This window comes from Jiella marina, assembly GCF_024359545.1.
Lineage (GTDB): Bacteria > Pseudomonadota > Alphaproteobacteria > Rhizobiales > Rhizobiaceae > Jiella.
The window spans coordinates 91,913-117,248 of the sequence record NZ_JAKQZG010000015.1; the positions used below are offsets into that span (position 1 = coordinate 91,913).

At 62.8% G+C, this 25,336-nt stretch carries 27 protein-coding genes and 1 tRNA gene; all 28 read left to right on the forward strand.

The features are described 5' to 3' along the window. The first annotated feature begins 205 nt into the window (after positions 1–205). Positions 206–898, forward strand: a complete 693-nt coding sequence (locus MF134_RS21200; RefSeq protein ID WP_255341407.1) for a glycosyltransferase family protein — start codon at positions 206–208, stop codon at positions 896–898. Between the two features lie 74 nt (positions 899–972). Continuing rightward, positions 973–1,809 carry a 3-deoxy-manno-octulosonate cytidylyltransferase gene (locus MF134_RS21205; protein WP_255341408.1) on the forward strand — a complete coding sequence of 279 codons (837 nt, stop codon included), beginning with the start codon at positions 973–975 and terminating at the stop codon, positions 1,807–1,809. A 109-nt stretch (positions 1,810–1,918) separates the two neighbouring features. Then, positions 1,919–1,994, forward strand: a tRNA-Trp gene (locus tag MF134_RS21210). Positions 1,995–2,145: 151 nt separating this feature from the next. After that, the gene (gene secE / locus MF134_RS21215; RefSeq protein WP_255341409.1) at positions 2,146–2,343 is read left to right on the forward strand and encodes a preprotein translocase subunit SecE; all 198 of its coding nucleotides are present in this window, start codon (positions 2,146–2,148) and stop codon (positions 2,341–2,343) included. Positions 2,344–2,371: 28 nt separating this feature from the next. Further along, positions 2,372–2,902, forward strand: coding sequence for a transcription termination/antitermination protein NusG (nusG, locus tag MF134_RS21220; RefSeq protein WP_255341410.1), 531 nt, complete (start codon positions 2,372–2,374; stop codon positions 2,900–2,902). 137 nt (positions 2,903–3,039) lie between these two features. After that, positions 3,040–3,468: a 50S ribosomal protein L11 gene (rplK, locus tag MF134_RS21225; RefSeq protein WP_255341411.1), complete on the forward strand. Its 429-nt coding sequence runs from the start codon at positions 3,040–3,042 to the stop codon at positions 3,466–3,468. A gap of 5 nt (positions 3,469–3,473) precedes the next feature. Beyond that, positions 3,474–4,181, forward strand: coding sequence for a 50S ribosomal protein L1 (gene rplA / locus MF134_RS21230; RefSeq protein ID WP_255341412.1), 708 nt, complete (start codon positions 3,474–3,476; stop codon positions 4,179–4,181). 373 nt (positions 4,182–4,554) lie between these two features. Beyond that, positions 4,555–5,073 (forward strand): 50S ribosomal protein L10, encoded by a 519-nt coding sequence (gene rplJ / locus MF134_RS21235; RefSeq protein WP_255341413.1) that lies wholly within the window; start codon positions 4,555–4,557, stop codon positions 5,071–5,073. A 51-nt stretch (positions 5,074–5,124) separates the two neighbouring features. Beyond that, positions 5,125–5,505 carry a 50S ribosomal protein L7/L12 gene (gene rplL / locus MF134_RS21240; protein ID WP_255341414.1) on the forward strand — a complete coding sequence of 127 codons (381 nt, stop codon included), beginning with the start codon at positions 5,125–5,127 and terminating at the stop codon, positions 5,503–5,505. 396 nt (positions 5,506–5,901) lie between these two features. Continuing rightward, complete coding sequence (rpoB, locus tag MF134_RS21245) at positions 5,902–10,050, forward strand: DNA-directed RNA polymerase subunit beta (protein WP_255341415.1); 4,149 nt, start codon at positions 5,902–5,904, stop codon at positions 10,048–10,050. A gap of 138 nt (positions 10,051–10,188) precedes the next feature. After that, the gene (rpoC, locus tag MF134_RS21250) at positions 10,189–14,388 is read left to right on the forward strand and encodes a DNA-directed RNA polymerase subunit beta' (RefSeq protein WP_255341416.1); all 4,200 of its coding nucleotides are present in this window, start codon (positions 10,189–10,191) and stop codon (positions 14,386–14,388) included. A gap of 124 nt (positions 14,389–14,512) precedes the next feature. Next, complete coding sequence (locus MF134_RS21255) at positions 14,513–15,031, forward strand: GNAT family N-acetyltransferase (protein ID WP_255341417.1); 519 nt, start codon at positions 14,513–14,515, stop codon at positions 15,029–15,031. A 330-nt stretch (positions 15,032–15,361) separates the two neighbouring features. Further along, positions 15,362–15,733, forward strand: coding sequence for a 30S ribosomal protein S12 (rpsL, locus tag MF134_RS21260; RefSeq protein WP_084409349.1), 372 nt, complete (start codon positions 15,362–15,364; stop codon positions 15,731–15,733). A gap of 31 nt (positions 15,734–15,764) precedes the next feature. Then, positions 15,765–16,235, forward strand: coding sequence for a 30S ribosomal protein S7 (gene rpsG / locus MF134_RS21265; protein WP_255341418.1), 471 nt, complete (start codon positions 15,765–15,767; stop codon positions 16,233–16,235). Between the two features lie 31 nt (positions 16,236–16,266). Continuing rightward, a complete protein-coding gene (gene fusA, locus MF134_RS21270) occupies positions 16,267–18,357 on the forward strand; it encodes an elongation factor G (RefSeq protein ID WP_255341419.1) in 2,091 nt (696 codons plus the stop codon). Positions 18,358–18,420: 63 nt separating this feature from the next. Continuing rightward, positions 18,421–19,596 carry an elongation factor Tu gene (gene tuf / locus MF134_RS21275; RefSeq protein ID WP_255341401.1) on the forward strand — a complete coding sequence of 392 codons (1,176 nt, stop codon included), beginning with the start codon at positions 18,421–18,423 and terminating at the stop codon, positions 19,594–19,596. Between the two features lie 169 nt (positions 19,597–19,765). Further along, entirely contained in the window at positions 19,766–20,074 is a 309-nt protein-coding gene (gene rpsJ / locus MF134_RS21280) for a 30S ribosomal protein S10 (RefSeq protein ID WP_007066362.1), read from the forward strand. Positions 20,075–20,099: 25 nt separating this feature from the next. After that, positions 20,100–20,825 carry a 50S ribosomal protein L3 gene (rplC, locus tag MF134_RS21285; protein ID WP_255341420.1) on the forward strand — a complete coding sequence of 242 codons (726 nt, stop codon included), beginning with the start codon at positions 20,100–20,102 and terminating at the stop codon, positions 20,823–20,825. Then, the gene (gene rplD, locus MF134_RS21290; RefSeq protein ID WP_255341421.1) at positions 20,825–21,445 is read left to right on the forward strand and encodes a 50S ribosomal protein L4; all 621 of its coding nucleotides are present in this window, start codon (positions 20,825–20,827) and stop codon (positions 21,443–21,445) included. The genes rplC and rplD overlap by 1 nt, the downstream gene beginning before the upstream one ends. Continuing rightward, entirely contained in the window at positions 21,442–21,735 is a 294-nt protein-coding gene (locus MF134_RS21295; protein ID WP_255341422.1) for a 50S ribosomal protein L23, read from the forward strand. The genes rplD and MF134_RS21295 overlap by 4 nt, the downstream gene beginning before the upstream one ends. Positions 21,736–21,757: 22 nt before the next feature. Next, a complete protein-coding gene (gene rplB, locus MF134_RS21300) occupies positions 21,758–22,594 on the forward strand; it encodes a 50S ribosomal protein L2 (protein ID WP_255341423.1) in 837 nt (278 codons plus the stop codon). An 11-nt stretch (positions 22,595–22,605) separates the two neighbouring features. Then, positions 22,606–22,884: a 30S ribosomal protein S19 gene (rpsS, locus tag MF134_RS21305; protein WP_255341424.1), complete on the forward strand. Its 279-nt coding sequence runs from the start codon at positions 22,606–22,608 to the stop codon at positions 22,882–22,884. A 3-nt stretch (positions 22,885–22,887) separates the two neighbouring features. Further along, the gene (gene rplV / locus MF134_RS21310) at positions 22,888–23,277 is read left to right on the forward strand and encodes a 50S ribosomal protein L22 (protein WP_255341425.1); all 390 of its coding nucleotides are present in this window, start codon (positions 22,888–22,890) and stop codon (positions 23,275–23,277) included. Next, positions 23,277–23,984 (forward strand): 30S ribosomal protein S3, encoded by a 708-nt coding sequence (rpsC, locus tag MF134_RS21315; protein WP_255341426.1) that lies wholly within the window; start codon positions 23,277–23,279, stop codon positions 23,982–23,984. The genes rplV and rpsC overlap by 1 nt, the downstream gene beginning before the upstream one ends. Before the next feature lie 27 nt (positions 23,985–24,011). Then, positions 24,012–24,425 carry a 50S ribosomal protein L16 gene (gene rplP, locus MF134_RS21320; protein WP_255341427.1) on the forward strand — a complete coding sequence of 138 codons (414 nt, stop codon included), beginning with the start codon at positions 24,012–24,014 and terminating at the stop codon, positions 24,423–24,425. Positions 24,426–24,437: 12 nt separating this feature from the next. Next, positions 24,438–24,638, forward strand: coding sequence for a 50S ribosomal protein L29 (gene rpmC, locus MF134_RS21325; RefSeq protein ID WP_255341428.1), 201 nt, complete (start codon positions 24,438–24,440; stop codon positions 24,636–24,638). A gap of 11 nt (positions 24,639–24,649) precedes the next feature. Then, the gene (gene rpsQ, locus MF134_RS21330; RefSeq protein ID WP_255341429.1) at positions 24,650–24,901 is read left to right on the forward strand and encodes a 30S ribosomal protein S17; all 252 of its coding nucleotides are present in this window, start codon (positions 24,650–24,652) and stop codon (positions 24,899–24,901) included. Between the two features lie 65 nt (positions 24,902–24,966). Then, positions 24,967–25,335: a 50S ribosomal protein L14 gene (gene rplN / locus MF134_RS21335; RefSeq protein ID WP_083594041.1), complete on the forward strand. Its 369-nt coding sequence runs from the start codon at positions 24,967–24,969 to the stop codon at positions 25,333–25,335. Position 25,336 lies beyond the last annotated feature (1 nt).

Genomic DNA, 25,336 nt, shown 5'->3' on the forward strand with positions numbered 1-25,336 from the left:
CACCCGCTGCCTCCCACGCAATCGAGTACCCTGGCGCACGATCGTTTGACTTGGCGCAAAGACACTCTTCGTATGCCGCAGGAAACCGTTTTTGCTGCGCTGCCGTCGACTCGCCACTCTTTGACGCCGTTCACTTTGCGAGCCCGGCTTTCAGGAGCGACCGCTTCTTGCTAGAGCAGCGCAGAAACCAAGAGGGAATTAGCAAATGACCATCGACGTCGCCCGCGTTTTCATCGGCTTCGACACCAAGGAGGTGCTCGCCTACCACGTGCTTGCGCAGAGCATCTTGGAAAACTCCTCGATGCCGGTCGCATTTTCTCCAATCGTTCTAAAGAACCTCGAAGGTATCTTTAAGCGCGAGCGACATAATCTCCAATCCACAGAATTTTCCTTCTCGCGCTTCCTGGTCCCCGCCTTGTCGAACTACGAGGGCTGGAGCCTGTTCATGGATTGCGACATGATGCTGAGGGCCGACATTGCCGAACTCTGGAAGCTTCGTGACGATCGCTATGCCGCCATGTGCGTCAAGCATGACTATACGCCGAAGATCGAGACCAAGTTCCTCGGCCAGACCCAGACCAAATACGAGAAGAAGAACTGGTCGAGCGTCATCCTGTTCAACAACGCCAAATGCAAGGCGCTGACCGAGGACTACGTCAACTCGGCTTCGGGTCTGCAACTCCATCAGTTCAAGTGGCTCGAGAACGACGATCTGATCGGCGAGCTGCCGGCGGAATGGAACTGGCTCGTCAACGAGTACGAATATAACGAGAACGCCAAGAACGTTCACTTCACCGATGGCGGCCCCTATTTCGACGAATACAAGGACTGCGACTATGCCGACGAGTGGTTCGCCGCGCGCGACCGCACGCTCTTCGTTCAGCAGCGCGAAGGCTGAGGCAGCCGTTCGCGGAATCCGGATCGGTTGTCACCAGGCCGGGCCTCCTGAACTGCCACGGATGACGGACATCGATGAGTGAGCTTCCAGACGAGCCGACTGATTGGGCTCGTTTCTTCGCGCGTTACCGCACGGTGGTGCTGGTGGCCAACAGCGAGGCGGCGGATATCCCGGCGCTTCGCCACCGTTTCGGCGAGGGCGTGCTGTTCGTCTTCTTCAACAAGGTCTACAAGGTTCTCGACGAACCCTTTGACCGACCGGCGCTTTTGGTGTCTCGATCCAGTCCGGCCGGGGCGAATCTGGTCTACCGCCGAGAAGTGGACGCGGTGTGCCGGTTCTTTCCCGGTCACGCGTTCCTCGGAATCCTCAATCTCGTCGCAGCGACCGGCGAACGCTTCAGCAGCGCCGACGAGTTTGGGGGGCGCGCCGTCGGTCATCTCGACCTCGTATCGCACTATTCCGGCTTCTATCCGGCCGACTACGCGCCGACGAGCGGTTTTGCACTCGCCGTCTGGCTCGTCGAATCATGCCCGGATGTTTCGGTGATTCTCGCCGGCTTCACCGCCGAACGCTCGGATCGGTGGAAACTCTTTCACGATCATGAATGGACCTTCGAGCAGATCGTCCAGCGACTTTTGATGCGGGCCGGGCGCCTTGGAGCGATCGGCGGACGCGAGCGGCCGCCGTTGACCGCCATCGCACAGCGCTTCCCGGATGTGCAGCCACAGGAGATCGCGCTGGTTGCGGCCGAAGTACTGTCCGCTCGCCAGGAGGGGACCAACCGATCGGTCGACCGTCTCTATTCGATCGTGAAGCCGCTGGCTTCGATCGACGGGATCTTTCGGCGACTGAAGCCGAAGACGCGAAAGCAGCGCCTCCAGGAACGGGCCGATCGACCAGAAGGAGGTTGAAAAGGGCCTTGTGCGCCGTGCGTAGGGGCACGACGTTTGCTTGGCACGAAATCATCCCGACCTGGGTCTTGCAGTTCCCGCGGCAAGGCGATATTGCGGCTTCGGCCATAGGGGTATAGCTCAGTTGGTAGAGCGGCGGTCTCCAAAACCGCAGGTCGGGGGTTCGAGCCCCTCTGCCCCTGCCATTCGCCTGATGCCGCTTTTTCGTCGGGCCACAGTTTTTCACCCGGTATGGGCCTTGTGAATCAGCGCGAGGCCCGCTAAATACCTGCCGAAACATGAACGGCGCGTGGGGCTGGTCAACCGCCTTTCACGCGCTTTAGCCGTGAGCACTCGATGGCCAAGACGAATCCCTTCACTTTCCTCGAGCAGGTGCGTTCGGAAACGTCGAAGGTGACGTGGCCGACCCGGCGCGAGACGGTGATCTCGACGATCATGGTGTTCGTGATGGTCGCCTTCGCGGCGGCGTTTTTCTTTATTGCCGATCAGGCGCTCGGCTACATCGTCGGCCTGATCATGAACGCGGGCGTCTGACGGCGCCTCGGGAGACATCGACAGTTTCATGACCGCCCGCTGGTATATCGTTCACGCCTATTCGAATTTCGAAAAGAAGGTGGCCGAATCGATCGAGGAGCAAGCCCGTCAGAAGGGGCTTTCCGACAAGTTCGAGAAGATCCTCGTGCCGACCGAGAAGGTCGTCGAGGTGCGTCGTGGCCGCAAGGTCGATGCCGAGCGCAAGTTCTTCCCCGGCTATGTTCTGGTCAAGGCCGAGCTGACCGATCAGGTCTTCTCGATGATCAAGAACACGCCGAAGGTGACGGGATTTCTCGGGCCGGACAACCGCCCGGTGCCGATCTCCGAGGCCGAGGCCGACCATATTCTGAACCAGGTCCAGGATGGCGTCGAGCGGCCGAAGCCGACCATGTCCTTCGATATCGGCGAGCAGGTGCGGGTCTCCGACGGTCCCTTTGCCTCGTTCAACGGCGTCGTTCAGGAAGTCGACCAGGAGCGCGCGCGTCTCAAGGTGGAAGTTTCGATCTTCGGGCGTGCGACGCCCGTCGATCTCGAATTCGGTCAGGTCGAAAAGGTCTGATCGGACAGGCGGGCTCGGCCCGCTTCTCGTGCGGGAGGCGAGGCGGCTTTGCCGGCCGATATCGCCGCACCGCGCGGACTGCGAAACGCCGGTGGCGCAAGACGCTCTGACCGGCAGACGAATGAAGGCAGGAGCAAATGGCTAAGAAAGTTGCGGGCCAGCTGAAGCTTCAGGTCCCGGCCGGATCGGCGACGCCGTCGCCCCCGATCGGACCGGCGCTCGGTCAGCGTGGCATTAACATCATGGAGTTCTGCAAGGCGTTCAACGCGCAGACCCAGGAAGCCGAGAAGGGTTCGCCCATCCCGGTGGTGATCACCTACTATCAGGACAAGTCCTTCACCTTCGCGATGAAGACGCCGCCGGTGACCTACTTCCTCAAGAAGGCGGTCAACCTGAAGAGCGGCTCCAAGGCGCCGGGCAAGGAGACGGCCGGCACCGTGTCGCGCACTCAGCTGCGCGAGATCGCCGAGAAGAAGATGGTGGACCTCAACGCCAACGACCTCGACGCCGCTACGGCGATGGTCGAAGGCTCAGCGCGGTCCATGGGCCTGCAGGTGGTGGAGTAAGCACGATGGCGAAAGTTGGAAAGCGTATCCGCGCCGCCCGCGAAGGCATCGAGCGCACCAAGCTCTACACGCTGGACGAGGCGATCGCGATGCTGAAGCAGAAGGCTTCGGTGAAGTTCGACGAGACGATCGAAGTCGCGATGAATCTCGGCGTCGATCCGCGTCACGCCGACCAGATGGTCCGCGGTGTCGTCAATCTGCCGAACGGCACCGGCCGCGCCGTGCGTGTCGCCGTCTTCGCGCGCGGTGACAAGGCCGAGGAGGCGAAGGCGGCCGGAGCGGATATCGTCGGCGCCGAGGATCTCGTCGCCGAGATCCAGGCCGGCAACATCAATTTCGATCGCGCCATCGCGACGCCGGACATGATGGCCCTCGTCGGTCGTCTGGGTAAGGTACTCGGCCCTCGCGGCCTGATGCCGAACCCGCGTGTCGGCACCGTGACGCCGGACGTCACCGAGGCCGTCAAGGCTTCGAAGGGTGGCGCCGTCGAGTTCCGCGTCGAGAAGGCCGGCATCGTTCATGCCGGCGTCGGCAAGTCGTCCTTCGATGCTTCGGCCCTCGCCGAGAACATCCGCGCCTTTGCAGATGCCGTGAACAAGGCCAAGCCGTCGGGCGCCAAGGGTGTCTACGTCAAGCGCGTGGCGATCACTTCGACCATGGGGCCGGGCGTCAAGATCGACCCGTCGACGCTTTCGGGCGCGGCTGCAGCCTGACCCTTCAATTCGCGGGGGCGAGTGTTTATATCGCGCCCTCGCGCTTTAAAGAATTCCGGGCTCGTCCCGGGAACGGGAGCCGCCGGAAGGGGGCTCCCGAAATGCCTGTCCGAGATTGTGGGCGACCGGCCGTTTTCAAGCGACCGGTCATAATCGTGAGAAAGCCTGCATGAGACGGGGAAGGACCAGTTTCCGGCGGATGCCGGATTTGGGTTCGAACTCCGAATGCCTTGCGCCGCCCGTGGGTTCCATCCCGCGTGGATCGGGTGAGGGGACAGGATCTCCGAGCGTCGTCCGGATGATCCGGGCGGCAAAAGGCAACCAGACCGCATGGTTCGCTCCGGCGAACGGCGCGGTCAACTGGAGAGAGGCAGTGGACAGAGCGGAAAAACGCGAATTCGTCACGTCGCTCAACGAGACCTTCAAGGACTCGGGATCGATCGTGGTGGCCCACTATGCCGGTCTCACCGTGGCGCAGATGAACGACTATCGTTCCAAGATGCGTCAGGCCGGTGGGTCCGTCAAAGTCGCGAAGAACCGTCTCGCCAAGATCGCTCTTCAAGGCACGGACGCCGAAGGCATCTCGAACCTGTTCGAGGGCCAGACTCTGATCGCTTATTCCAGCGATCCGATCGTGGCGGCCAAGGTCTCCAACGACTTCGCCAAGGGTAACGAGAAGCTCGTGATCCTCGGCGGCGCCATGGGGCCGACCACCCTGGATGCGGACGGTGTGAAGGCTCTCGCCACCATGCCGTCGCTGGATGAACTCAGAGCGAAGCTCGTCGGCATGATCAACACGCCGGCCACGCGCATCGCTGGGGTTCTTCAGGCACCGGCGGGTCAGCTCGCACGCGTGTTTGGGGCCTATGCCAAGAAGGACGAGGCGGCGTGAGGCTGGTTCCTCGCTGCTCAACTCAAAGTTCGAACCTAAGGAAGATGAAAAATGGCTGATCTCGCCAAGATCGTTGAAGACCTGTCGAGCCTGACCGTCCTCGAGGCGGCTGAGCTGTCGAAGATGCTGGAAGAGAAGTGGGGCGTCTCCGCCGCTGCTCCGGTCGCCGTCGCGGCTGCCGGTGGCGCTGGTGGTGAGGCTGCCGCGGCTGTCGAAGAGCAGACGGAGTTCACCGTCATCCTCGCCAGCGCCGGCGCTCAGAAGATCAACGTCATCAAGGAAGTCCGCGCGCTCACGGGCCTTGGCCTCAAGGAAGCCAAGGACCTCGTCGACAACGCGCCGAAGCCGATCAAGGAAGACGTCGACAAGGACGAGGCCAACAAGATCAAGGAAGCGCTGGAGAAAGCCGGCGCGACCGTCGAACTCAAGTAATCGCGGCTTTGGCCGCGGTTTCGCGACGAAAATTGGTGGGCGGAGCGGCTTCTTGCCGTTCCGCCTTCCGTGCTCGCTGGAATCGGTGAACGAGGCCTTCCTTGGAGGGTCGTTAAAGCCGGTCTCGGGAGCGAGGTGAGCCAGGACAGCGATGGGTGCGTATCATCGAACGTTCCAGGCGGTCTCTTTCCGGCACGAAACGGCCGCTGAAGATCGGGTGCGTTGGGTGATACGGACCGGCAAGCCGGACGAACCATAGTTTTCACGCCTTGTGCGTGGCCGGGTCTTCGACCCGACAGTCGAGTTTCGCCGCGGCAACGCGGCTTCCCTCTCCACAGAGGGATAGCAATGTCAGCCCTTCGGTCAAGGGCTCAGACGTCACGAGAAGGAGCGACGATGTCCCAAACGACGACATTCAGCGGTCGCAGGCGGGTGCGCAAGTTCTTCGGGTCGATTCCCGAGGTCGCGCAGATGCCCAATCTCATCGAGGTCCAGAAGGCCTCGTATGATCAGTTTCTGATGGTCGACGAGCCGGAAGGCGGGCGCGCCGACGAAGGCCTGCAGGCGGTCTTCAAGTCGGTCTTCCCGATTTCCGACTTTTCCGGCCAGGCGATGCTCGAATTCGTCAAGTACGAGTTCGAGGCGCCGAAGTTCGACGTGGACGAGTGCCGCCAGCGCGATCTCACCTACGCCGCGCCGCTGAAGGTCACGCTCCGCCTGATCGTGTTCGATATCGACGAGGACACCCAGTCCAAGTCGATCAAGGACATCAAGGAGCAGGACGTCTACATGGGCGACATGCCGCTCATGACGATGAACGGCACCTTCATCATCAACGGCACCGAGCGCGTCATCGTCTCGCAGATGCACCGTTCTCCGGGCGTGTTCTTCGACCACGACAAGGGCAAGTCGCACTCTTCCGGCAAGCTGCTCTTTGCGGCCCGCGTGATCCCCTATCGCGGCTCCTGGCTCGACATCGAGTTCGACGCCAAGGACATCGTCCATGCGCGTATCGACCGCCGCCGCAAGATCCCCGTGACGTCGCTGCTCATGGCGCTCGGCATGGACGGCGAGGAGATCCTGTCGACGTTCTACAATGTCCTGCATTTCGCCAAGGACAAGAACGGCTGGCGGGTTCCGTTCTCGGTCGAGCGCGTTCGCGGCCAGAATGCTGCCGTCGATCTGATCGATGCGGATTCCGGCGAAGTCCTGGTCGAGGCGGGCAAGAAGGTGACGGCGCGCCAGGCTCGTCAGATGCAGGAGAAGGGCGTCAAGGCTCTCCGCGCCACGGAAGAGGATCTCTACGGCTACTATCTCGCCGAGGACATCGTGAACTTCGCTACGGGCGAAGTGTATCTCGAAGCCGGCGACGAGATCGACGAGAAGACGCTGAAGACGCTCATCGACGCGGGTTATGACGAGATCTCGGTTCTCGACATCGACCACGTCAATGTCGGCGCCTACATCCGCAACACGCTTGCCGCCGACAAGAACGAGACCCGTCAGGACGCGCTGTTCGACATCTACCGGGTGATGCGCCCGGGCGAGCCGCCGACGATGGAAACCGCCGAGGCGATGTTCAATTCGCTGTTCTTCGACGCCGAGCGCTACGACCTGTCGGCCGTCGGCCGCGTGAAGATGAACATGCGTCTCGAAGTCGACGCCGAGGACACGGTGCGTGTGCTGCGCAAGGAGGACATCCTTGCCGTGGTTCGCACGCTCGTGGATCTTCGCGACGGCCGCGGCGAGATCGACGACATCGACAATCTCGGCAACCGCCGGGTGCGCTCGGTCGGCGAACTCATGGAGAACCAGTACCGCGTTGGTCTCCTGCGCATGGAGCGGGCGATCAAGGAGCGCATGTCGTCGGTCGAGGTCGACACCGTCATGCCGCAGGACCTGATCAACGCGAAGCCGGCGGCCGCCGCTGTGCGCGAGTTCTTCGGCTCCTCGCAGCTCTCGCAGTTCATGGATCAGACCAACCCGCTGTCGGAAATCACCCACAAGCGTCGTCTCTCGGCGCTTGGACCGGGCGGTCTGACCCGCGAGCGCGCAGGCTTCGAAGTGCGCGACGTGCACCCGACGCATTACGGCCGCATCTGCCCGATCGAGACGCCGGAAGGCCCGAACATCGGTCTGATCAATTCGCTTGCGACCTTCGCCCGCGTCAACAAGTACGGCTTCATCGAAAGTCCGTATCGACGCGTCGTGGACGGCAAGGTGACGAGTGAGGTCGTCTACCTGTCGGCGATGGAGGAATCCAAGCACCACGTCGCTCAGGCGAATGCGATCCTGAACGATGACGGCACCTTCCAGAACGAGTTCGTGGTCTGCCGCCACCAGGGCGACGTCTTCATGACGCCGCGCGACAATGTCGACCTGATGGACGTGTCGCCGAAGCAGCTCGTTTCGGTGGCCGCGGCTCTGATCCCGTTCCTCGAGAACGACGACGCCAACCGCGCGCTGATGGGCTCGAACATGCAGCGTCAGGCCGTGCCGCTGGTGCGCGCCGAAGCGCCGTTCGTCGGCACCGGCATGGAGCCGGTGGTGGCGCGGGACTCCGGTGCCGCCATTGGCGCACGCCGGACCGGCATCGTCGACCAGGTGGACGCGACGCGTATCGTCATCCGCGCAACGGAAGATCTCCAGGCCGGCAAGTCCGGCGTCGATATCTACCGGCTGATGAAGTTCCAGCGTTCCAACCAGAACACCTGCATCAACCAGCGTCCGCTGGTCACCGTGGGTGACAAGGTCAACAAGGGCGACATCATCGCCGACGGTCCTTCGACCGATCTCGGTGATCTGGCGCTTGGCCGGAACGTGCTCGTCGCGTTCATGCCGTGGAACGGCTACAACTACGAGGACTCGATCCTGCTTTCGGAGCGGATCGTCGCCGACGACGTCTTCACCTCGATTCATATCGAGGAATTCGAGGTCATGGCCCGCGACACCAAGCTCGGGCCGGAAGAGATCACGCGCGACATTCCGAACGTTTCGGAAGAGGCGCTGAAGAACCTCGACGAGGCGGGCATCGTCTATATCGGCGCGGAAGTGCAGCCGGGAGACATCCTGGTCGGCAAGATCACGCCGAAGGGCGAAAGCCCGATGACGCCGGAGGAAAAGCTCCTGCGCGCCATCTTCGGCGAGAAGGCCTCGGACGTTCGCGACACATCGAGCCGCATGCCTCCGGGCGCCTACGGCACGGTCGTCGAAGTGCGCGTGTTCAACCGCCACGGCGTCGAGAAGGACGAGCGCGCCATGGCGATCGAGCGCGAGGAGATCGAGCGTCTCGCCAAGGACCGCGACGACGAACAGGCCATCCTCGACCGCAACGTCTATGGCCGCCTGGTCGAGATGCTCGACGGCAAGACCGCGATCGCCGGTCCGAAGGGCTTCAAGAAGGGCTCCGCCCTGTCGCCCGAGGTGATGGCCGAATATTCCCGCTCGCAGTGGTGGATGTTCGCCGTCGAGGATGAGAAGCTCCAGGGCGAACTCGAGGATCTGCGCAACGTCTATGACGAGGCGAAGAAGACGCTCGAGCAGCGCTTCATGGACAAGGTCGAGAAGGTCCAGCGCGGCGACGAGCTGCCGCCGGGCGTCATGAAGCAGGTGAAGGTCTTCGTCGCGGTCAAGCGCAAGATCCAGCCGGGCGACAAGATGGCCGGACGTCACGGCAACAAGGGCGTCGTCTCGCGCATCGTTCCGGTCGAGGACATGCCGTTCACCGAGGACGGCACCCATGTCGATATCGTGCTCAACCCGTTGGGCGTGCCGTCGCGCATGAATGTCGGGCAGATCCTCGAGACCCATCTTGGCTGGGCGTGTTCCGGCATGGGCAAGAAGATCGGCGAGATGATCGAGGCCTACAAGCAGGACCACGACGTATCGCCGCTTCGCAACGAGATCGCTGGCCTTCTGGGCGACAACGACCGCAACGAGCCGGTGAAGTCCTATGACGACGACAGCGTCGTCACGCTCGCCAAGCAGATGTCGAAGGGCGTGTCCATCGCGACGCCGGTCTTCGACGGTGCCAACGAGAAGGACATCGTCGAATGGCTGGAGAATGCCGGTCTGAACGGTTCCGGTCAGGTCACGCTCTATGACGGGCGTACCGGCGAGGCCTTCGACAGGCAGGTGACGGTCGGCTACATCTACATGTTGAAGCTGCACCATCTGGTCGACGACAAGATCCATGCCCGTTCGATCGGCCCGTACTCTCTGGTCACCCAGCAGCCGCTGGGCGGCAAGGCGCAGTTCGGTGGTCAGCGCTTCGGCGAGATGGAGGTCTGGGCCCTCGAAGCCTACGGTGCGGCCTACACGCTGCAGGAGATGCTGACGGTGAAGTCGGACGACGTGGCTGGCCGTACGAAGGTCTACGAGTCGATCGTGCGCGGCGACGATGCCTTCGAGTCGGGCATTCCCGAGAGCTTCAACGTGCTCGTAAAGGAAATGCGCTCGCTCGGCCTCGACGTCGACCTGCAGAACACGGCGGCCGAACTGCCGGCTCCGCCGACGGCGACCGATCTGCCGGACGCGGCCGAATAAGACGAAGACCTGCGAGGGCCGCCGGAGACGGTGGCCCGAACCGGCGCCGAGACCCGCGCCGGTTCGAATGCGAGGATGATTTCAGCGGCAGGCCTCGCCGCCGCGATTCAGGGGTGAATGCCCCAGAAGGAGAAAGCCATGAACCAAGAGGTCATGAACATCTTCAACCCGCAGGCCGCGGCGCAGACGTTCGACTCGATCCGGATCTCGCTGGCGAGCCCGGAAAAGATCCTCTCCTGGTCCTTCGGCGAGATCAAGAAGCCGGAAACCATCAACTACCGCACGTTCAAGCCGGAGCGCGACGGCCTGTTCTGCGCGCGCATTTTCGGTCCGATCAAGGACTACGAATGCCTGTGCGGCAAGTACAAGCGCATGAAGTACAAGGGCATCATCTGCGAGAAGTGCGGCGTCGAGGTCACCCTCTCGCGCGTGCGCCGCGAGCGCATGGGCCACATCGAACTCGCCGCGCCCGTCGCCCATATCTGGTTCCTGAAGTCGCTGCCGAGCCGCATCGGCACGCTGCTCGACATGACCCTCAAGGACATCGAGCGGGTTCTGTATTTCGAGAACTACATCGTCACCGAGCCGGGCCTCACCTCGCTGAAGGAGCATCAGCTCCTGACCGAGGAAGAGTACATGATCGCCGTCGACGAGTTTGGCGAGGATTCCTTCACCGCGCTGATCGGTGCCGAGGCGATCCAGGATCTCCTTGGTGCGATGGATCTCGAAAAGATCGCCGGCGACCTTCGTGAAGAGCTTGCGACGACGACGTCCGAGCTCAAGACGAAGAAGCTGATGAAGCGGCTGAAGATCGTCGAGAACTTCCTGGAATCCGGCAACCGCCCGGAATGGATGATCATGACCGTCGTTCCGGTGATACCGCCGGACCTGCGTCCGCTCGTCCCGTTGGACGGTGGCCGCTTCGCGACATCCGATCTCAACGATCTCTATCGCCGCGTCATCAACCGTAACAACCGTCTGAAGCGGCTGATCGAGCTGCGTGCGCCGGGCATCATCATCCGCAACGAGAAGCGGATGCTGCAGGAGGCCGTCGACGCGCTGTTCGACAATGGCCGCCGCGGCCGCGTCATCACGGGTGCCAACAAGCGCCCGCTGAAGTCGCTGTCGGACATGCTCAAGGGCAAGCAGGGCCGGTTCCGCCAGAACCTGCTCGGCAAGCGCGTCGACTATTCCGGCCGCTCGGTCATCGTGACCGGTCCGGAGCTCAAGCTGCATCAGTGCGGCCTGCCGAAGAAGATGGCGCTGGAGCTGTTCAAACCCTTCATCTACGCCCGCCTCGACGCCAAGGGCTTCTCCTCCACGGTGAAGCAGGCGAAGAAGCTGGTCGAGAAGGAGCGTCCGGAAGTCTGGGATATCCTCGACGAGGTGATCCGCGAGCATCCGGTGCTTCTGAACCGCGCACCGACGCTTCACCGTCTGGGCATCCAGGCGTTCGAGCCGGTGCTGATCGAGGGCAAGGCGATTCAGCTCCACCCGCTGGTCTGCACCGCCTTCAACGCGGACTTCGACGGCGATCAGATGGCAGTGCACGTGCCGCTGTCGATCGAGGCGCAGCTCGAAGCACGCGTCCTGATGATGTCGACCAACAACATCCTGCATCCGGCGAACGGCGCACCGATCATCGTGCCGTCGCAGGACATGGTGCTGGGGCTCTATTACCTGTCGATCATGAACGAGAACGAGCCCGGCGAGGGCATGGTGTTCTCCGACATCGGCGAGCTGGAGCAGGCGATCTACACCAAGGCCGTCACGCTGCACACCAAGATCAAGGGACGTTTCAAGACCGTCGACGCCGAGGGCAACCCGGTTTCGGCGATCCACGAGACGACCCCCGGTCGCATGCTGATCGGCGAGCTTCTTCCGAAGAACGCCGCCGTGCCCTTCGACATCTGCAATCAGCTGATGACCAAGAAGAACATCTCGAAGATGATCGATCAGGTCTATCGCCACTGCGGACAGAAGGAGACGGTGATCTTCTGCGACCGGATCATGCAGCTTGGGTTCCGCCACGCCTGCACCGCCGGCATCTCCTTCGGCAAGGATGACATGCTCATCCCCGATACGAAGGCCGGCATGATCTCGGAGACGCAGGCGCTCGCCAAGGAATACGAGCAGCAGTACAATGACGGCCTGATCACCCAAGGCGAGAAGTACAACAAGGTCGTCGACGCCTGGGCGAAGTGCACGGACAAGATCGCCGACGAGATGATGGGCCGCATCAAGGCCATCGAGTTCGACGAAGAGACCGGCCGCCAGAAGCCGATGAACTCGATCTACATGATGTCGCACTCGGGTGCGCGTGGTTCGCCGACCCAGATGCGTCAGCTGGCGGCGATGCGCGGCCTGATGACCAAGCCGTCGGGCGAGATCATCGAGACGCCGATCATCTCGAACTTCAAGGAAGGCCTGACCGTGCTCGAGTACTTCAACTCGACCCACGGTGCCCGTAAGGGCCTCGCAGACACCGCCTTGAAGACGGCGAACTCGGGTTACCTGACCCGCCGTCTGGTCGACGTCGCGCAGGACTGCATCATCACGCAGACCGATTGCGGCACCGACAAGGGCCTCACCATGCAGCCGATCGTCGACGCCGGACAGGTCGTCGCGACGCTCGGTCAGCGTATCCTCGGCCGTACGGCGCTCGAAGACATCCTGCACCCGCAGACCGGCGAGGTTCTCGTCGCGGGCGGCCGGACCGTCGAGGAGGCCGATGTCGAGGTGATCGAGAAGGCCGGCGTCCAGTCGGTGAAGATCCGCTCGGCCCTGACCTGCGAGATCCGCACCGGCATCTGCGCCACCTGCTACGGGCGCGATCTCGCCCGCGGCACGCCCGTCAACATGGGCGAGGCCGTCGGCGTCATCGCGGCGCAGTCGATCGGCGAGCCGGGCACCCAGCTCACCATGCGTACCTTCCACATGGGCGGTACCGCGCAGGTGGTGGACTCGTCGTTCCTTGAGGCGTCCTACGAAGGCACGGTGAAGATCCGCAACCGCAACGTCGTTCGGGACTCCGACGGCAAGCTGGTGGCGATGGGCCGAAACATGGCGATCCTGATCATGGATCAGGCCGGCAAGGAGCGTGCTTCGCACCGCGTCACTTACGGTTCGCGCGTCTATGTGGACGACGGGGATACGGTGCGTCGCGGCCAGCGTATCGCCGAGTGGGATCCGTACACCCGTCCGGTTCTCACCGAGCTGGAAGGCACGATCGACTTTGAGGACATGGTGGACGGCGTCTCGGTCTCCGAGCAGACCGACGAGTCGACCGGCATCACCAAGCGCGCCGTCATCGACTGGCGGGCGAGCCCGCGTGGCCAGGATCTGAAGCCGGCGATCGTCATCAAGGGCGACAATGGCGAGATCCTCAAGCTCGCGCGCGGTTCGGATGCACGCTACTTCCAGTCCGTGGATGCGATCCTGTCGGTCGAGCCGGCGCAGAAGGTGAAGGCCGGCGACGTCCTTTCGCGTATTCCGATGGAAAGCGCGAAGACCAAGGACATCACCGGTGGTCTGCCGCGCGTGGCCGAACTGTTCGAGGCCCGCAAGCCGAAGGACAACGCGGTCATCGCCGAGATCGACGGCACGGTGAAGTTCGGGCGCGACTACAAGAACAAGCGCCGGATCATCGTCGAGCCGCATGAGGACGGCGTCGAGCCCGTCGAGTACCTGATCCCGAAGGGCAAGCCCTTCCACCTTCAGGAAGGCGACATGATCGAGAAGGGCGACTACATCCTCGACGGCAACCCGGCGCCGCACGACATCCTGGCGATCCGCGGCGTGGAGGCTCTCGCGAGCTACCTCGTCAACGAGATCCAGGAGGTCTACCGGCTCCAGGGCGTGTTGATCAACGACAAGCACATCGAGGTCATCGTCCGGCAGATGCTGCAGAAGGTGGAGATCGAGGAGTCCGGCGATTCGGGCTACATTCCGGGCGACCATGTCGACCGGATCGAGCTCGCCGAGATCAACGAGCGGCTCGAAGAGGAAGGCAAGAAGCCGGCTTCGGGCAGCCCCGTTCTCCTCGGCATCACCAAGGCCAGCCTGCAGACCCCGTCCTTCATCTCGGCGGCGTCCTTCCAGGAGACCACCCGCGTCCTCACCGAGGCGGCGGTCGCCGGCAAGATGGATACGCTGCAGGGCCTCAAGGAGAACGTCATCGTCGGCCGCCTCATCCCGGCGGGCACCGGTGGCATGATGACCCAGATGCGGCGCATCGCAGGTTCGCGCGACGACCTCATCCTGGAGGATCGCCGCAACGCGGCGAATGTTGCCGAGACCGACCGGATGCTCACCCAGGTCGACGACGCAGCCGAGTAAGCGCGTCTAAAGAACGAGACTGCACGGAGGCCGCCCTAGTGGGCGGCCTCTTGCATTTGTGCTCGGAAATATTGGAAGGCGGAGCTCGCTCCCCAATCGGTGCATATGAAAGAAGGACAACGGCATGCTGGGCGCTGATAGCTCGATCCTGGCGATCGACCTGGATGACCGCGAGACGATGGCGCCGCTGCTCGCGCTCAACAACGCGCATGCCGCGGAGCTCTCGCTTCTCGACGAGACGGGCTTTCATCTGCTGGTCGGCGCCGCGCGTCTGGCGTTGCGCTCCGCCGATTCGACAGCCTTCGTCTTGGCCCTCGATCAGACCGCCACGACCTATGACAGTCCGAACTATCACTGGTTCCGCGACCGTTACGAGCGTTTCCTCTACGTCGACCGGATCGTCGTCGCACCGGCTGCACGGGGCAGGGGACTGGCACGCCGCCTGTACGACGCCGTCTTCATGGGCGCCGACCAGTCGGCGATTCCCCGGGTGGTCTGCGAGGTGAACATCCAGCCGCCGAATCCGGCTTCAGAGCGGTTCCACGAAGCGCTCGGGTTTCGCGTCGTCGGGGAGGCGACCATCCATGGCGGTCAAAAAACGGTACGATATTACGAGCGTCCGGTCCCCGGTGCGCCCCAGTGACGCGAAAGCCTTCAAAATCGAGCCGGAAACCCGCTTCCCCGGCTTGACTGTGTCTGAAGGACCGATTAGGTACGCGCCAACCGAGCCGATGTGAGGCCGAATCTTCCCGTAGACGCCACGTCCGGGAAACCGGCGCCTCAAACAAGGCTTCGTTCAACGAGACGTCAATCTCTGGCGCATGACCGCTTCTGTGGTCCTCTGCATTCGTCCGGGCCGTCCGCAAGTGAAGCGGAACGATGGCCCGGTTTCGCGCATGGAGAACGGAAGTTCTCTCTGCGCGGAGAGACTCTCGTGTCGAACCTGGGACTGGAAGTTTTAAAGGAAGGTTGGATGCCGACCATCAACCAATTGATCCGGAAGCCGCGCGTGCGTCCCACCGAACGCAACACGGTCCCGGCCCTCGAGGCGAACCCCCAGAAGCGCGGCGTCTGCACGCGCGTCTACACGACCACGCCGAAGAAGCCGAACTCGGCGCTTCGTAAGGTCGCCAAGGTGCGTCTCGTCAACGGCTACGAAGTCATCGGCTACATTCCGGGCGAGGGCCACAATCTTCAGGAGCACTCCGTGGTGATGATCCGCGGCGGGCGCGTGAAGGACTTGCCTGGCGTGCGCTATCACATCATCCGCGGCGTTCTGGATACCCAGGGCGTGAAGAACCGGAAGCAGCGTCGTTCGAAGTACGGCGCCAAGCGTCCGAAGTAATCGACCCGCGATAAGTTGAAGAGACGATAGAATGTCCCGCCGTCACAGAGCCGAAAAGCGCGAGATCAATCCGGACCCGAAGTTCGGCGATCTCGTGGTGTCCAAGTTCATGAACGCCGTGATGTACGACGGCAAGAAATCGGTTGCCGAGCGCATCGTTTACGGCGCGTTCGACTCCGTTCACGACAAGACCCGCCAGGATGCGGTCGCGGTCTTCCATCAGGCGCTCGAGAACATCGCGCCGCACGTGGAAGTTCGTTCGCGTCGTGTCGGCGGTGCGACCTACCAGGTTCCCGTGGACGTGCGTCCGGAGCGTCGTCAGGCGCTGGCCATTCGCTGGCTGATCACGGCCGCGCGCAACCGCAACGAGACCACGATGGTCGATCGCCTCTCCGGCGAGCTGATGGACGCCGCGAACAATCGCGGTTCGGCCGTCAAGAAGCGCGAGGACACGCACCGGATGGCCGAAGCCAACCGCGCCTTCTCGCACTATCGCTGGTAATTCTGGCTTCCTTCTGAAAGGCGACGCCCCGATGGCACGCGATTACAAGATCGAAGACTACCGAAATTTCGGCATCATGGCCCACATCGATGCCGGCAAGACGACGACGACCGAACGGATTCTGTTCTACACCGGTAAGTCCCACAAGATCGGCGAAGTCCATGACGGCGCCGCGACGATGGACTGGATGGAGCAGGAGCAGGAGCGCGGCATCACGATCACGTCCGCCGCGACGACCACCTTCTGGGAAGGCCGCGACGGCAAGAAGCGCCGCTTCAACATCATCGACACGCCGGGCCACGTCGACTTCACGATCGAGGTCGAGCGTTCGCTGCGCGTGCTCGACGGTGCGATCGCGCTCCTCGACGCCAACGCCGGTGTCGAGCCGCAGACCGAGACCGTCTGGCGCCAGGCCGACAAGTACGAAGTTCCGCGGATGATCTTCGTCAACAAGATGGACAAGATCGGCGCCGACTTCTTCCGTTGCGTCGAGATGATCAAGTCGCGCCTCGGTGCGCGTCCGATCGTCATCCAGCTGCCGATCGGTGCCGAGAGTGAGCTCAAGGGCGTCGTCGACCTGATCGAGATGAAGGCCTATGTCTGGCGCGACGAGACGCTCGGCGCCCAGTGGGACATTCTCGACATTCCTGCCGACATGCAGGCTCAGGCCGAGGAATACCGCGAGGCGATGATCGAAGCGGCTGTCGAGATCGACGAGCCGACGATGGAGCGTTACCTCGAAGGCGAGATGCCGTCGAACGACGAACTGCGCAAGCTGATCCGCAAGGGCACCTGCGACGTTTGGTTCACGCCGGTTCTCTGCGGCTCGGCCTTCAAGAACAAGGGCGTGCAGCCGCTTCTGGACGCTGTCGTGGACTTCCTTCCTTCGCCGGTCGAGGTGAAGGCGATCCGCGGTATCGACCCGAAGACCGAGACCGAGACCATTCGCAAGTCGGCGGATGAAGAGCCGCTCTCGATGCTCGCCTTCAAGATCATGAACGACCCGTTCGTCGGTTCGCTCACCTTCGCGCGCATCTATTCCGGCGTGCTCACCAAGGGTTCGTCCCTGATGAACACGGTCAAGGAGAAGCGCGAGCGCATCGGCCGCATGCTGCAGATGCACTCCAACTCGCGCGAAGACATCGAAGAGGCTTATGCCGGCGACATCGTCGCTCTGGCCGGTCTCAAGGAGACGACGACGGGCGACACGCTCTGCGATCCCCTGAAGCCGGTCATTCTTGAGCGCATGGAATTCCCCGATCCGGTCATCGAGATCGCGATCGAGCCGAAGACCAAGTCGGACCAGGAGAAAATGGGCCTCGCGCTCAATCGTCTCGCGGCGGAGGATCCGTCCTTCCGCGTGAAGACAGACGAAGAGTCCGGCCAGACGATCATCGCCGGCATGGGCGAGCTTCATCTCGACATTCTCGTCGATCGCATGAAGCGCGAGTTCAAGGTCGAAGCGAATATCGGTGCGCCGCAGGTTGCCTATCGCGAGACCATCACCAGCCGGGCCGAAGTGGACTATACCCACAAGAAGCAGACCGGCGGTACGGGCCAGTTCGCTCGCGTCAAGATGATCTTCGAGCCCGCCGAGATCGGCGAAGGCTTCTCCTTCGAGTCGAAGATCGTCGGTGGTGCGGTTCCGAAGGAGTACATCCCGGGTGTCGAGAAGGGTATCGCTTCGGTGATGACCTCCGGTCCGATCGCGGGCTTCCCGATGGTCGACATCAAGGCGCAGCTCATCGACGGTGCGTTCCACGACGTCGACTCCTCGGTTCTCGCCTTCGAGATCGCGTCTCGTGCCGGTTTCCGCGAAGCCATCCAGAAGGCTGGTCCGCGGCTTCTCGAGCCGGTGATGAAGGTCGAGGTGGTGACGCCTGAGGATTATGTCGGCGACGTGATCGGCGATCTGAACTCGCGGCGCGGCCAGATCCAGGGCACCGAGCCTCGCGGCATCGCCCAGGTGGTCAACGCCTTCGTGCCGCTGGCCAACATGTTCGGCTACGTGAACACGCTGCGCTCGATGTCTCAGGGCCGGGCCCAGTACACGATGATCTTCGACCACTACGAGCCGGTTCCGAACCAGGTCGCGGAAGAGATCCAGAAGAAATACGCCTGACCAGCTTCGGTCTGAAACGGTGGGGCTCCAAGCGAGCCGAATTGAATTAAACGGAGTGGCAAGATGGCCAAGAGCAAGTTTGAGCGGACGAAGCCGCATGTGAACATCGGGACGATCGGTCACGTCGACCACGGCAAGACGTCCCTGACGGCGGCGATCACGAAGTACTTCGGCGACTATCGCGCCTATGACCAGATCGACGCGGCGCCGGAAGAGAAGGCGCGCGGCATCACGATCTCGACCGCGCACGTCGAGTACGAGACGGAGAGCCGTCACTACGCTCACGTCGACTGCCCTGGCCACGCCGACTATGTGAAGAACATGATCACCGGTGCGGCGCAGATGGACGGCGCGATCCTGGTGGTCTCGGCGGCTGACGGCCCGATGCCGCAGACCCGCGAGCACATCCTGCTCGCCCGTCAGGTCGGCGTTCCGGCGATCGTCGTGTTCCTCAACAAGGTCGACCAGGTCGACGACGAGGAGCTCCTGGAGCTGGTCGAGCTCGAGGTTCGCGAGCTTCTGTCGTCCTACGAGTTCCCGGGCGACGACATTCCGATCGTCAAGGGTTCGGCGCTTGCGGCTCTGGAAGACTCCAACAAGGAGATCGGCGAGGAAGCGGTCAAGAAGCTGATGGCCGAGGTCGACGCCTACATCCCGACGCCGGAGCGTCCGGTTGACCAGCCGTTCCTGATGCCGATCGAGGACGTGTTCTCGATCTCGGGTCGTGGCACGGTGGTGACGGGCCGCGTCGAGCGCGGGATCATCAAGGTCGGCGAGGAAGTCGAGATCGTCGGCATCAAGGACACGCGCAAGACGACGGTGACCGGTGTCGAGATGTTCCGCAAGCTGCTCGATCAGGGCCAGGCGGGCGACAATATCGGCGCGCTGATCCGCGGTATCGACCGTGAAGGCGTCGAGCGCGGTCAGGTCCTGTGCAAGCCGGGTTCGGTGAAGCCGCACACAAAGTTCAAGGCGGAAGCCTACATCCTGACGAAGGAAGAGGGCGGACGTCATACGCCGTTCTTCACGAACTACCGTCCGCAGTTCTACTTCCGCACGACGGACGTGACGGGTGTCGTGACGCTTCCCGAGGGGACCGAGATGGTGATGCCGGGCGACAACGTGACGATGGATGTCACGCTGATCGTTCCGATCGCGATGGAAGAGAAGCTGCGATTCGCGATCCGCGAAGGCGGCCGCACCGTCGGCGCGGGTATCGTCGCGAGCATCGTCGAGTAAGTGACGCGTCAGGGCCGGCGCGCCGCGGAGTGTTCCGCCAGCGCCGGCCCTTTGCCGCCGAAGGGCGGTAGCGGGACGAGGTCCCGTTTTCGAACTTGGCTGCCTTGAAAGAACAAGCGTTCGGAAAAGGGCTGGCGTGCCGGTCGCTTCCGACAGAGGACAATAGAACATGAACGGCCAGAATATCCGCATCCGTCTGAAGGCGTTCGACCATCGGGTCCTCGACGCTTCGACGCGCGAGATCGTGTCGACGGCCAAGCGCACCGGCGCGAATGTGCGCGGGCCGATCCCGCTGCCGACGCGGATCGAGAAGTTCACGGTCAACCGCTCGCCGCACATCGACAAGAAGTCGCGCGAGCAGTTCGAAATGCGCACCCACAAGCGGCTCCTCGACATCGTCGATCCGACGCCGCAGACGGTCGATGCGCTGATGAAGCTCGATCTCGCCGCTGGCGTTGATGTCGAGATCAAGCTCTGATCCGAGCACGGGAAGGATAACGCCCATGCGTTCAGGTGTGATTGCACAGAAGGTCGGCATGACCCGCGTCTACAACGACGCCGGCGAGCATGTTCCGGTCACCGTCCTGAAGGTCGAGAACCTGCAGGTCGTCGCCCAGCGGACCGCTGAGAAGAACGGCTACACTGCCGTTCAGCTCGGTGCGGGTCTCGCCAAGGTGAAGAACACGTCCAAGGCCATGCGCGGCGTCTTCGCGCAGGCCTCGGTCGAGCCCAAGCGCAAGCTCGTCGAGTTTCGCGTCTCCGAAGACAACATGATCGACGTCGGGTCCGAGATCACCGCCGATCATTTCGTCGCCGGACAGATGGTCGACGTGACCGGGACCTCCATCGGTAAGGGTTTTGCCGGTGCGATGAAGCGGCACAATTTCGGCGGTCTGCGCGCCACCCACGGCGTATCCGTTTCGCACCGTTCGCACGGTTCGACCGGTCAGCGCCAGGATCCCGGCAAGGTCTTCAAGAACAAGAAGATGGCCGGTCACATGGGCCAGGTGCGGGTGACCACCCAGAACCTGGAGATCGTCCGCACGGATCCCGAAAAGGGCCTGATCCTCGTGCGCGGCGCCGTGCCGGGCTCGAAGGGCGGTTGGATCGAGATTCGCGACGCCGTGAAGGCTTCGCTGCCGGAGAACGCGCCGAAGCCGGCCGCGCTCCGCGGTGCAGCCGATGGGGCGGCGCAGGCCGAAGCGGCCGAGACCGAGGGTGCTGAGTAATGGATATCACGATCAAAAGCCTCGACGGGTCGGACGCCGGCAAGGCGACCCTCGCCGACGACATCTTCGGTCTGGAGCCGCGCGACGACATTCTCCAGCGCATGGTGCGCTGGCAGCTTGCCAAGCGCCAGCAGGGCACGCATCAGTCGCTCGGCCGTTCGGAGATCGCCCGGACTGGCGCGAAGCTCTACCGGCAGAAGGGCACCGGTCGTGCCCGTCACGGCTCGGCCCGCGCTCCGCAGTTCCGCGGCGGCGGCAAGGCCCACGGCCCTGTGTCGCGGAGCCATGCCCACGACCTTCCCAAGAAGGTGCGGGCGCTGGCGCTGAAGCACGCCCTTTCGGCCAAGGCGAAGTCCGGCGGTCTCATCATCGTCGACGAGCTGAAGTCGGCCGAGGCCAAGACCAAGGCGACCGCGAAGCAGTTCGCTGATCTGGGTCTTGCCAATGCGCTGATCATCGGCGGCGCGGAGATCGACGAGAACTTCTCGCGGTCGGCGCGCAACATTCCGCACATCGACGTCCTGCCGGTTCAGGGCATCAATGTTTACGACATTCTGCGCCGCCAGACGCTGGTTCTGTCCAAGGCGGCCGTCGAAGCTCTCGAGGAGCGGTTCAAATGACCGATCTGCGCCATTACGACGTCATCACCTCGCCGGTGATCACCGAGAAGTCGACGCTGCAGTCGGAATCGAACCAGGTCGTCTTCAACGTTCCGAAGACGGCGACGAAGCCCGAGATCAAGGCGGCAGTCGAGAACCTGTTCAACGTCAAGGTCGCCGCTGTGAACACGCTGGTTCGCAAGGGCAAGGTCAAGCGCTTCCGCGGTCGGATTGGTCGCCAGAGCGACAAGAAGAAAGCCGTCGTGACGCTGGCCGAGGGCCAGTCCATCGACGTCTCGACCGGACTCTGAGCGGGACCGGAGGAATAGGCACATGGCACTGAAGAATTTCAAGCCGAACACGCCGAGCCAGCGTCAGCTGGTCATCGTCGACCGTTCGGGCCTCCACAAGGGCAAGCCGGTCAAGCATCTGACCGAGGGCCTGTCGCAGAAGGGTGGCCGCAACAACACCGGCCGCGTGACAGCCCGCTATCAGGGTGGTGGTCACAAGCGCACCTACCGCATCGTCGACTTCAAGCGTCGCAAGCTCGACGTTGAAGGCATCGTCGAGCGGATCGAATACGATCCGAACCGGACGGCGTTCATCGCCCTGGTCAAGTATTCCGATGGCGAGCTGGCCTACATCCTGGCTCCGCAGCGTCTTTCGGCGGGCGACACGGTCGTCGCCGGCATGTCCGGCGTCGACGTGAAGCCGGGCAATGCGATGCCGCTTTCGGCGATCCCGGTCGGCACCATCATCCACAATGTGGAAATGAAGCCGGAGAAGGGTGGTCAGATCGCGCGCTCGGCCGGGTCCTACGCACAGCTCGTCGGCCGTGACCAGGGCATGGCGATCCTGCGCCTGAACTCGGGCGAACAGCGCCTGGTGCCGTCGAACTGTTTTGCAACGGTCGGTGCTGTGTCGAACCCCGACCACGGCAACATCAACAACGGCAAGGCGGGCCGCTCGCGCTGGCTCGGCAAGCGGCCGCATGTTCGCGGCGTTGCGATGAACCCGGTCGACCACCCGCACGGTGGCGGTGAAGGCCGCACCTCCGGCGGCCGCCATCCGGTGAGCCCCTGGGGCAAGCCGACCAAGGGCAAGCGCACGCGCCAGAACAAGGCGACCGACAAGTTCATCATGCGCTCGCGCCATCAGCGCAAGAAGTAAGGAAAGCTCTCATGGCACGTTCTGTCTGGAAGGGCCCGTTCGTCGATGGCTTTCTTCTGAAGAAGGCCGACAAGGCCCGTTCGAGCGGTCGCAACGACGTCATCAAGATTTGGAGCCGTCGCTCGACCATTTTGCCGCAATTCGTCGGCCTGACCTTCGGCGTCTACAACGGTTCCAAGCATGTTCCGGTGTCGGTGAACGAGGACATGGTCGGACACAAGTTCGGCGAGTTCGCACCGACCCGCACCTATTACGGCCACGGCGCCGACAAGAAGGCGAAGAGGAAGTAAACCATGGGCAAGGCGAAAGCCGAGCGTCGGCTGTCGGACAACGAGGCGAAGGCTGTCGCCCGTTCCATCCGCGTCAGCCCGCAGAAACTCAATCTCGTCGCGCAGCTGATCCGCGGCAAGAAGGTCGACACGGCGCTGGCCGAACTGACCTTCTCGCGCAAGCGGATCGCCGAGACGGTGAAGAAGACGTTGGAAAGCGCAATCGCCAACGCCGAGAACAACCATGATCTCGACGTCGATTCGCTGGTGGTTGCCGAGGCTTACGTGGGCAAGTCGATCACCATGAAGCGCTTCCATGCCCGCGGTCGCGGTCGTGCGAGCCGGGTGGAGAAGCCCTTCGCGCATCTGACCATCGTCGTGCGCGAAGTCGAGGAAATCGAGGAGGCCGCGTAATGGGTCAGAAAGTCAATCCGACCGGCCTCAGGCTCGGCATCAATCGGACCTGGGATTCGCGCTGGTTCGCGGACAAGGCCGAGTATGGCCAGCTGCTGCACGAAGACCTGAAGATCCGCAATTACCTCTTGAAGGAACTCAAGCAGGCTGCGGTTTCCAAGGTCGTCATCGAGCGCCCGCATAAAAAGTGCCGGATCACCATCCACTCGGCTCGTCCGGGTATTGTGATCGGCAAGAAGGGTGCCGACATTGAGAAGCTGCGTCGCAAGCTGACGCAGATGACCAAGGCCGAGACGCACATCAACATCGTCGAGGTGCGCAAGCCCGAGACCGATGCGACCCTGGTCGCCCAGTCGATCGCTCAGCAGCTGGAGCGCCGCGTGGCGTTCCGCCGGGCGATGAAGCGGGCGGTTCAGTCTGCGATGCGCCTCGGGGCCGAAGGCATCCGTATCAATTGCGGCGGCCGTCTCGGCGGCGCGGAAATCGCGCGCACCGAGTGGTACCGCGAGGGCCGGGTGCCGCTGCATACGCTTCGTGCGGATATCGACTACGGCACGGCCGAAGCCGAGACCGCCTACGGCATCTGCGGCGTCAAGGTTTGGATCTTCAAGGGCGAGATCCTCGAACACGATCCGATGGCTGCCGAGCGGCGTCAGGTCGAGGGCGAGGGCAATCAGGGCGGCGGTCGCCGTCGCGAGCACGCCTGAGCGCCTTTAGAATTCGGAGTTTAGAAGATGCTGCAGCCAAAGCGCACCAAATACCGCAAGGCGTTCAAGGGACGCATTCACGGTGCGGCGAAGGGCGGGACCGCGTTGAATTTCGGCGCCTATGGTCTGAAGGCCCTTGAGCCGGATCGGGTCACCGCCCGGCAGATCGAGGCCGCTCGCCGCGCCATTACGCGTCAGATGAAGCGTCAGGGCCGTGTGTGGATCCGGATCTTCCCGGACCTTCCCGTGACCTCGAAGCCGACCGAAGTTCGAATGGGTAAGGGCAAGGGTTCCGTCGACTACTGGGCCGCCCGGGTTCATCCCGGCCGCGTCATGTTCGAGATCGACGGCGTTCCCGAGGACATCGCCCGCGAGGCCCTGCGCCTCGGTGCCGCGAAGCTGTCGGTTCGTACGCGCTTCATCCAGCGCATCGCCGAATAAGGAGAGTTTGACGTGAAAGCTTCCGACGTCAGAGCCATGACCCAGGACGAACTCACCGACGAGCTCGCCAAGCTGAAGAAAGAGCAGTTCAATCTGCGTTTCCAGCAGGCCACGGGTCAGCTCGAAAACACCGCGCGCGTCAGGCAGGTTCGGCGTGACATCGCCCGGATCAAGACGATTGCCCGCGCCAAGGCGGACACCGCCAAGGCCTAAAGGACGAGACAATGCCGAAACGCATTCTGCAAGGGACTGTCGTCTCCGACAAGAACGACAAGACGGTGGTTGTGCTGGTGGAACGCCGTTTCACCCACCCGCTGTTCAAGAAGACGGTGCGCCGCTCCAAGAAGTACAAGGCGCATGACGAAGCCAACCAGTACAAGGTCGGCGATATCGTCTCCATCCAGGAATCTCGTCCGATTTCGAAGGACAAGAACTGGGTCGTCGTTGCGACGGAAACGGCCCAAGCGGCAAGTTGAACATCATCGCCGGTCCCGCGCCGAACAGGCGCTTTCCGGCGGCAAGCTTTTGAAGGCGGCCTGACATGATTCAGATGCAAACAAACCTCGACGTCGCGGACAATTCCGGCGCGCGTCGTGTCATGTGCATCAAGGTTCTGGGCGGCTCGAAGCGGAAATACGCCTCGGTCGGCGACGTCATCGTCGTGTCCGTCAAGGAGGCGATCCCGCGTGGCCGCGTCAAGAAGGGCGACGTGATGAAGGCCGTGGTGGTTCGTACCGCCAAGGACATCCGTCGCGCCGACGGTTCGGTGATTCGGTTCGATTCGAACGCCGCCGTCCTGATCGACAACAAGAAGGAGCCGATCGGCACTCGTATCTTCGGGCCGGTTCCCCGCGAACTTCGCGGCAAGAACCACATGAAGATCGTGTCGCTCGCCCCCGAGGTTCTTTAAG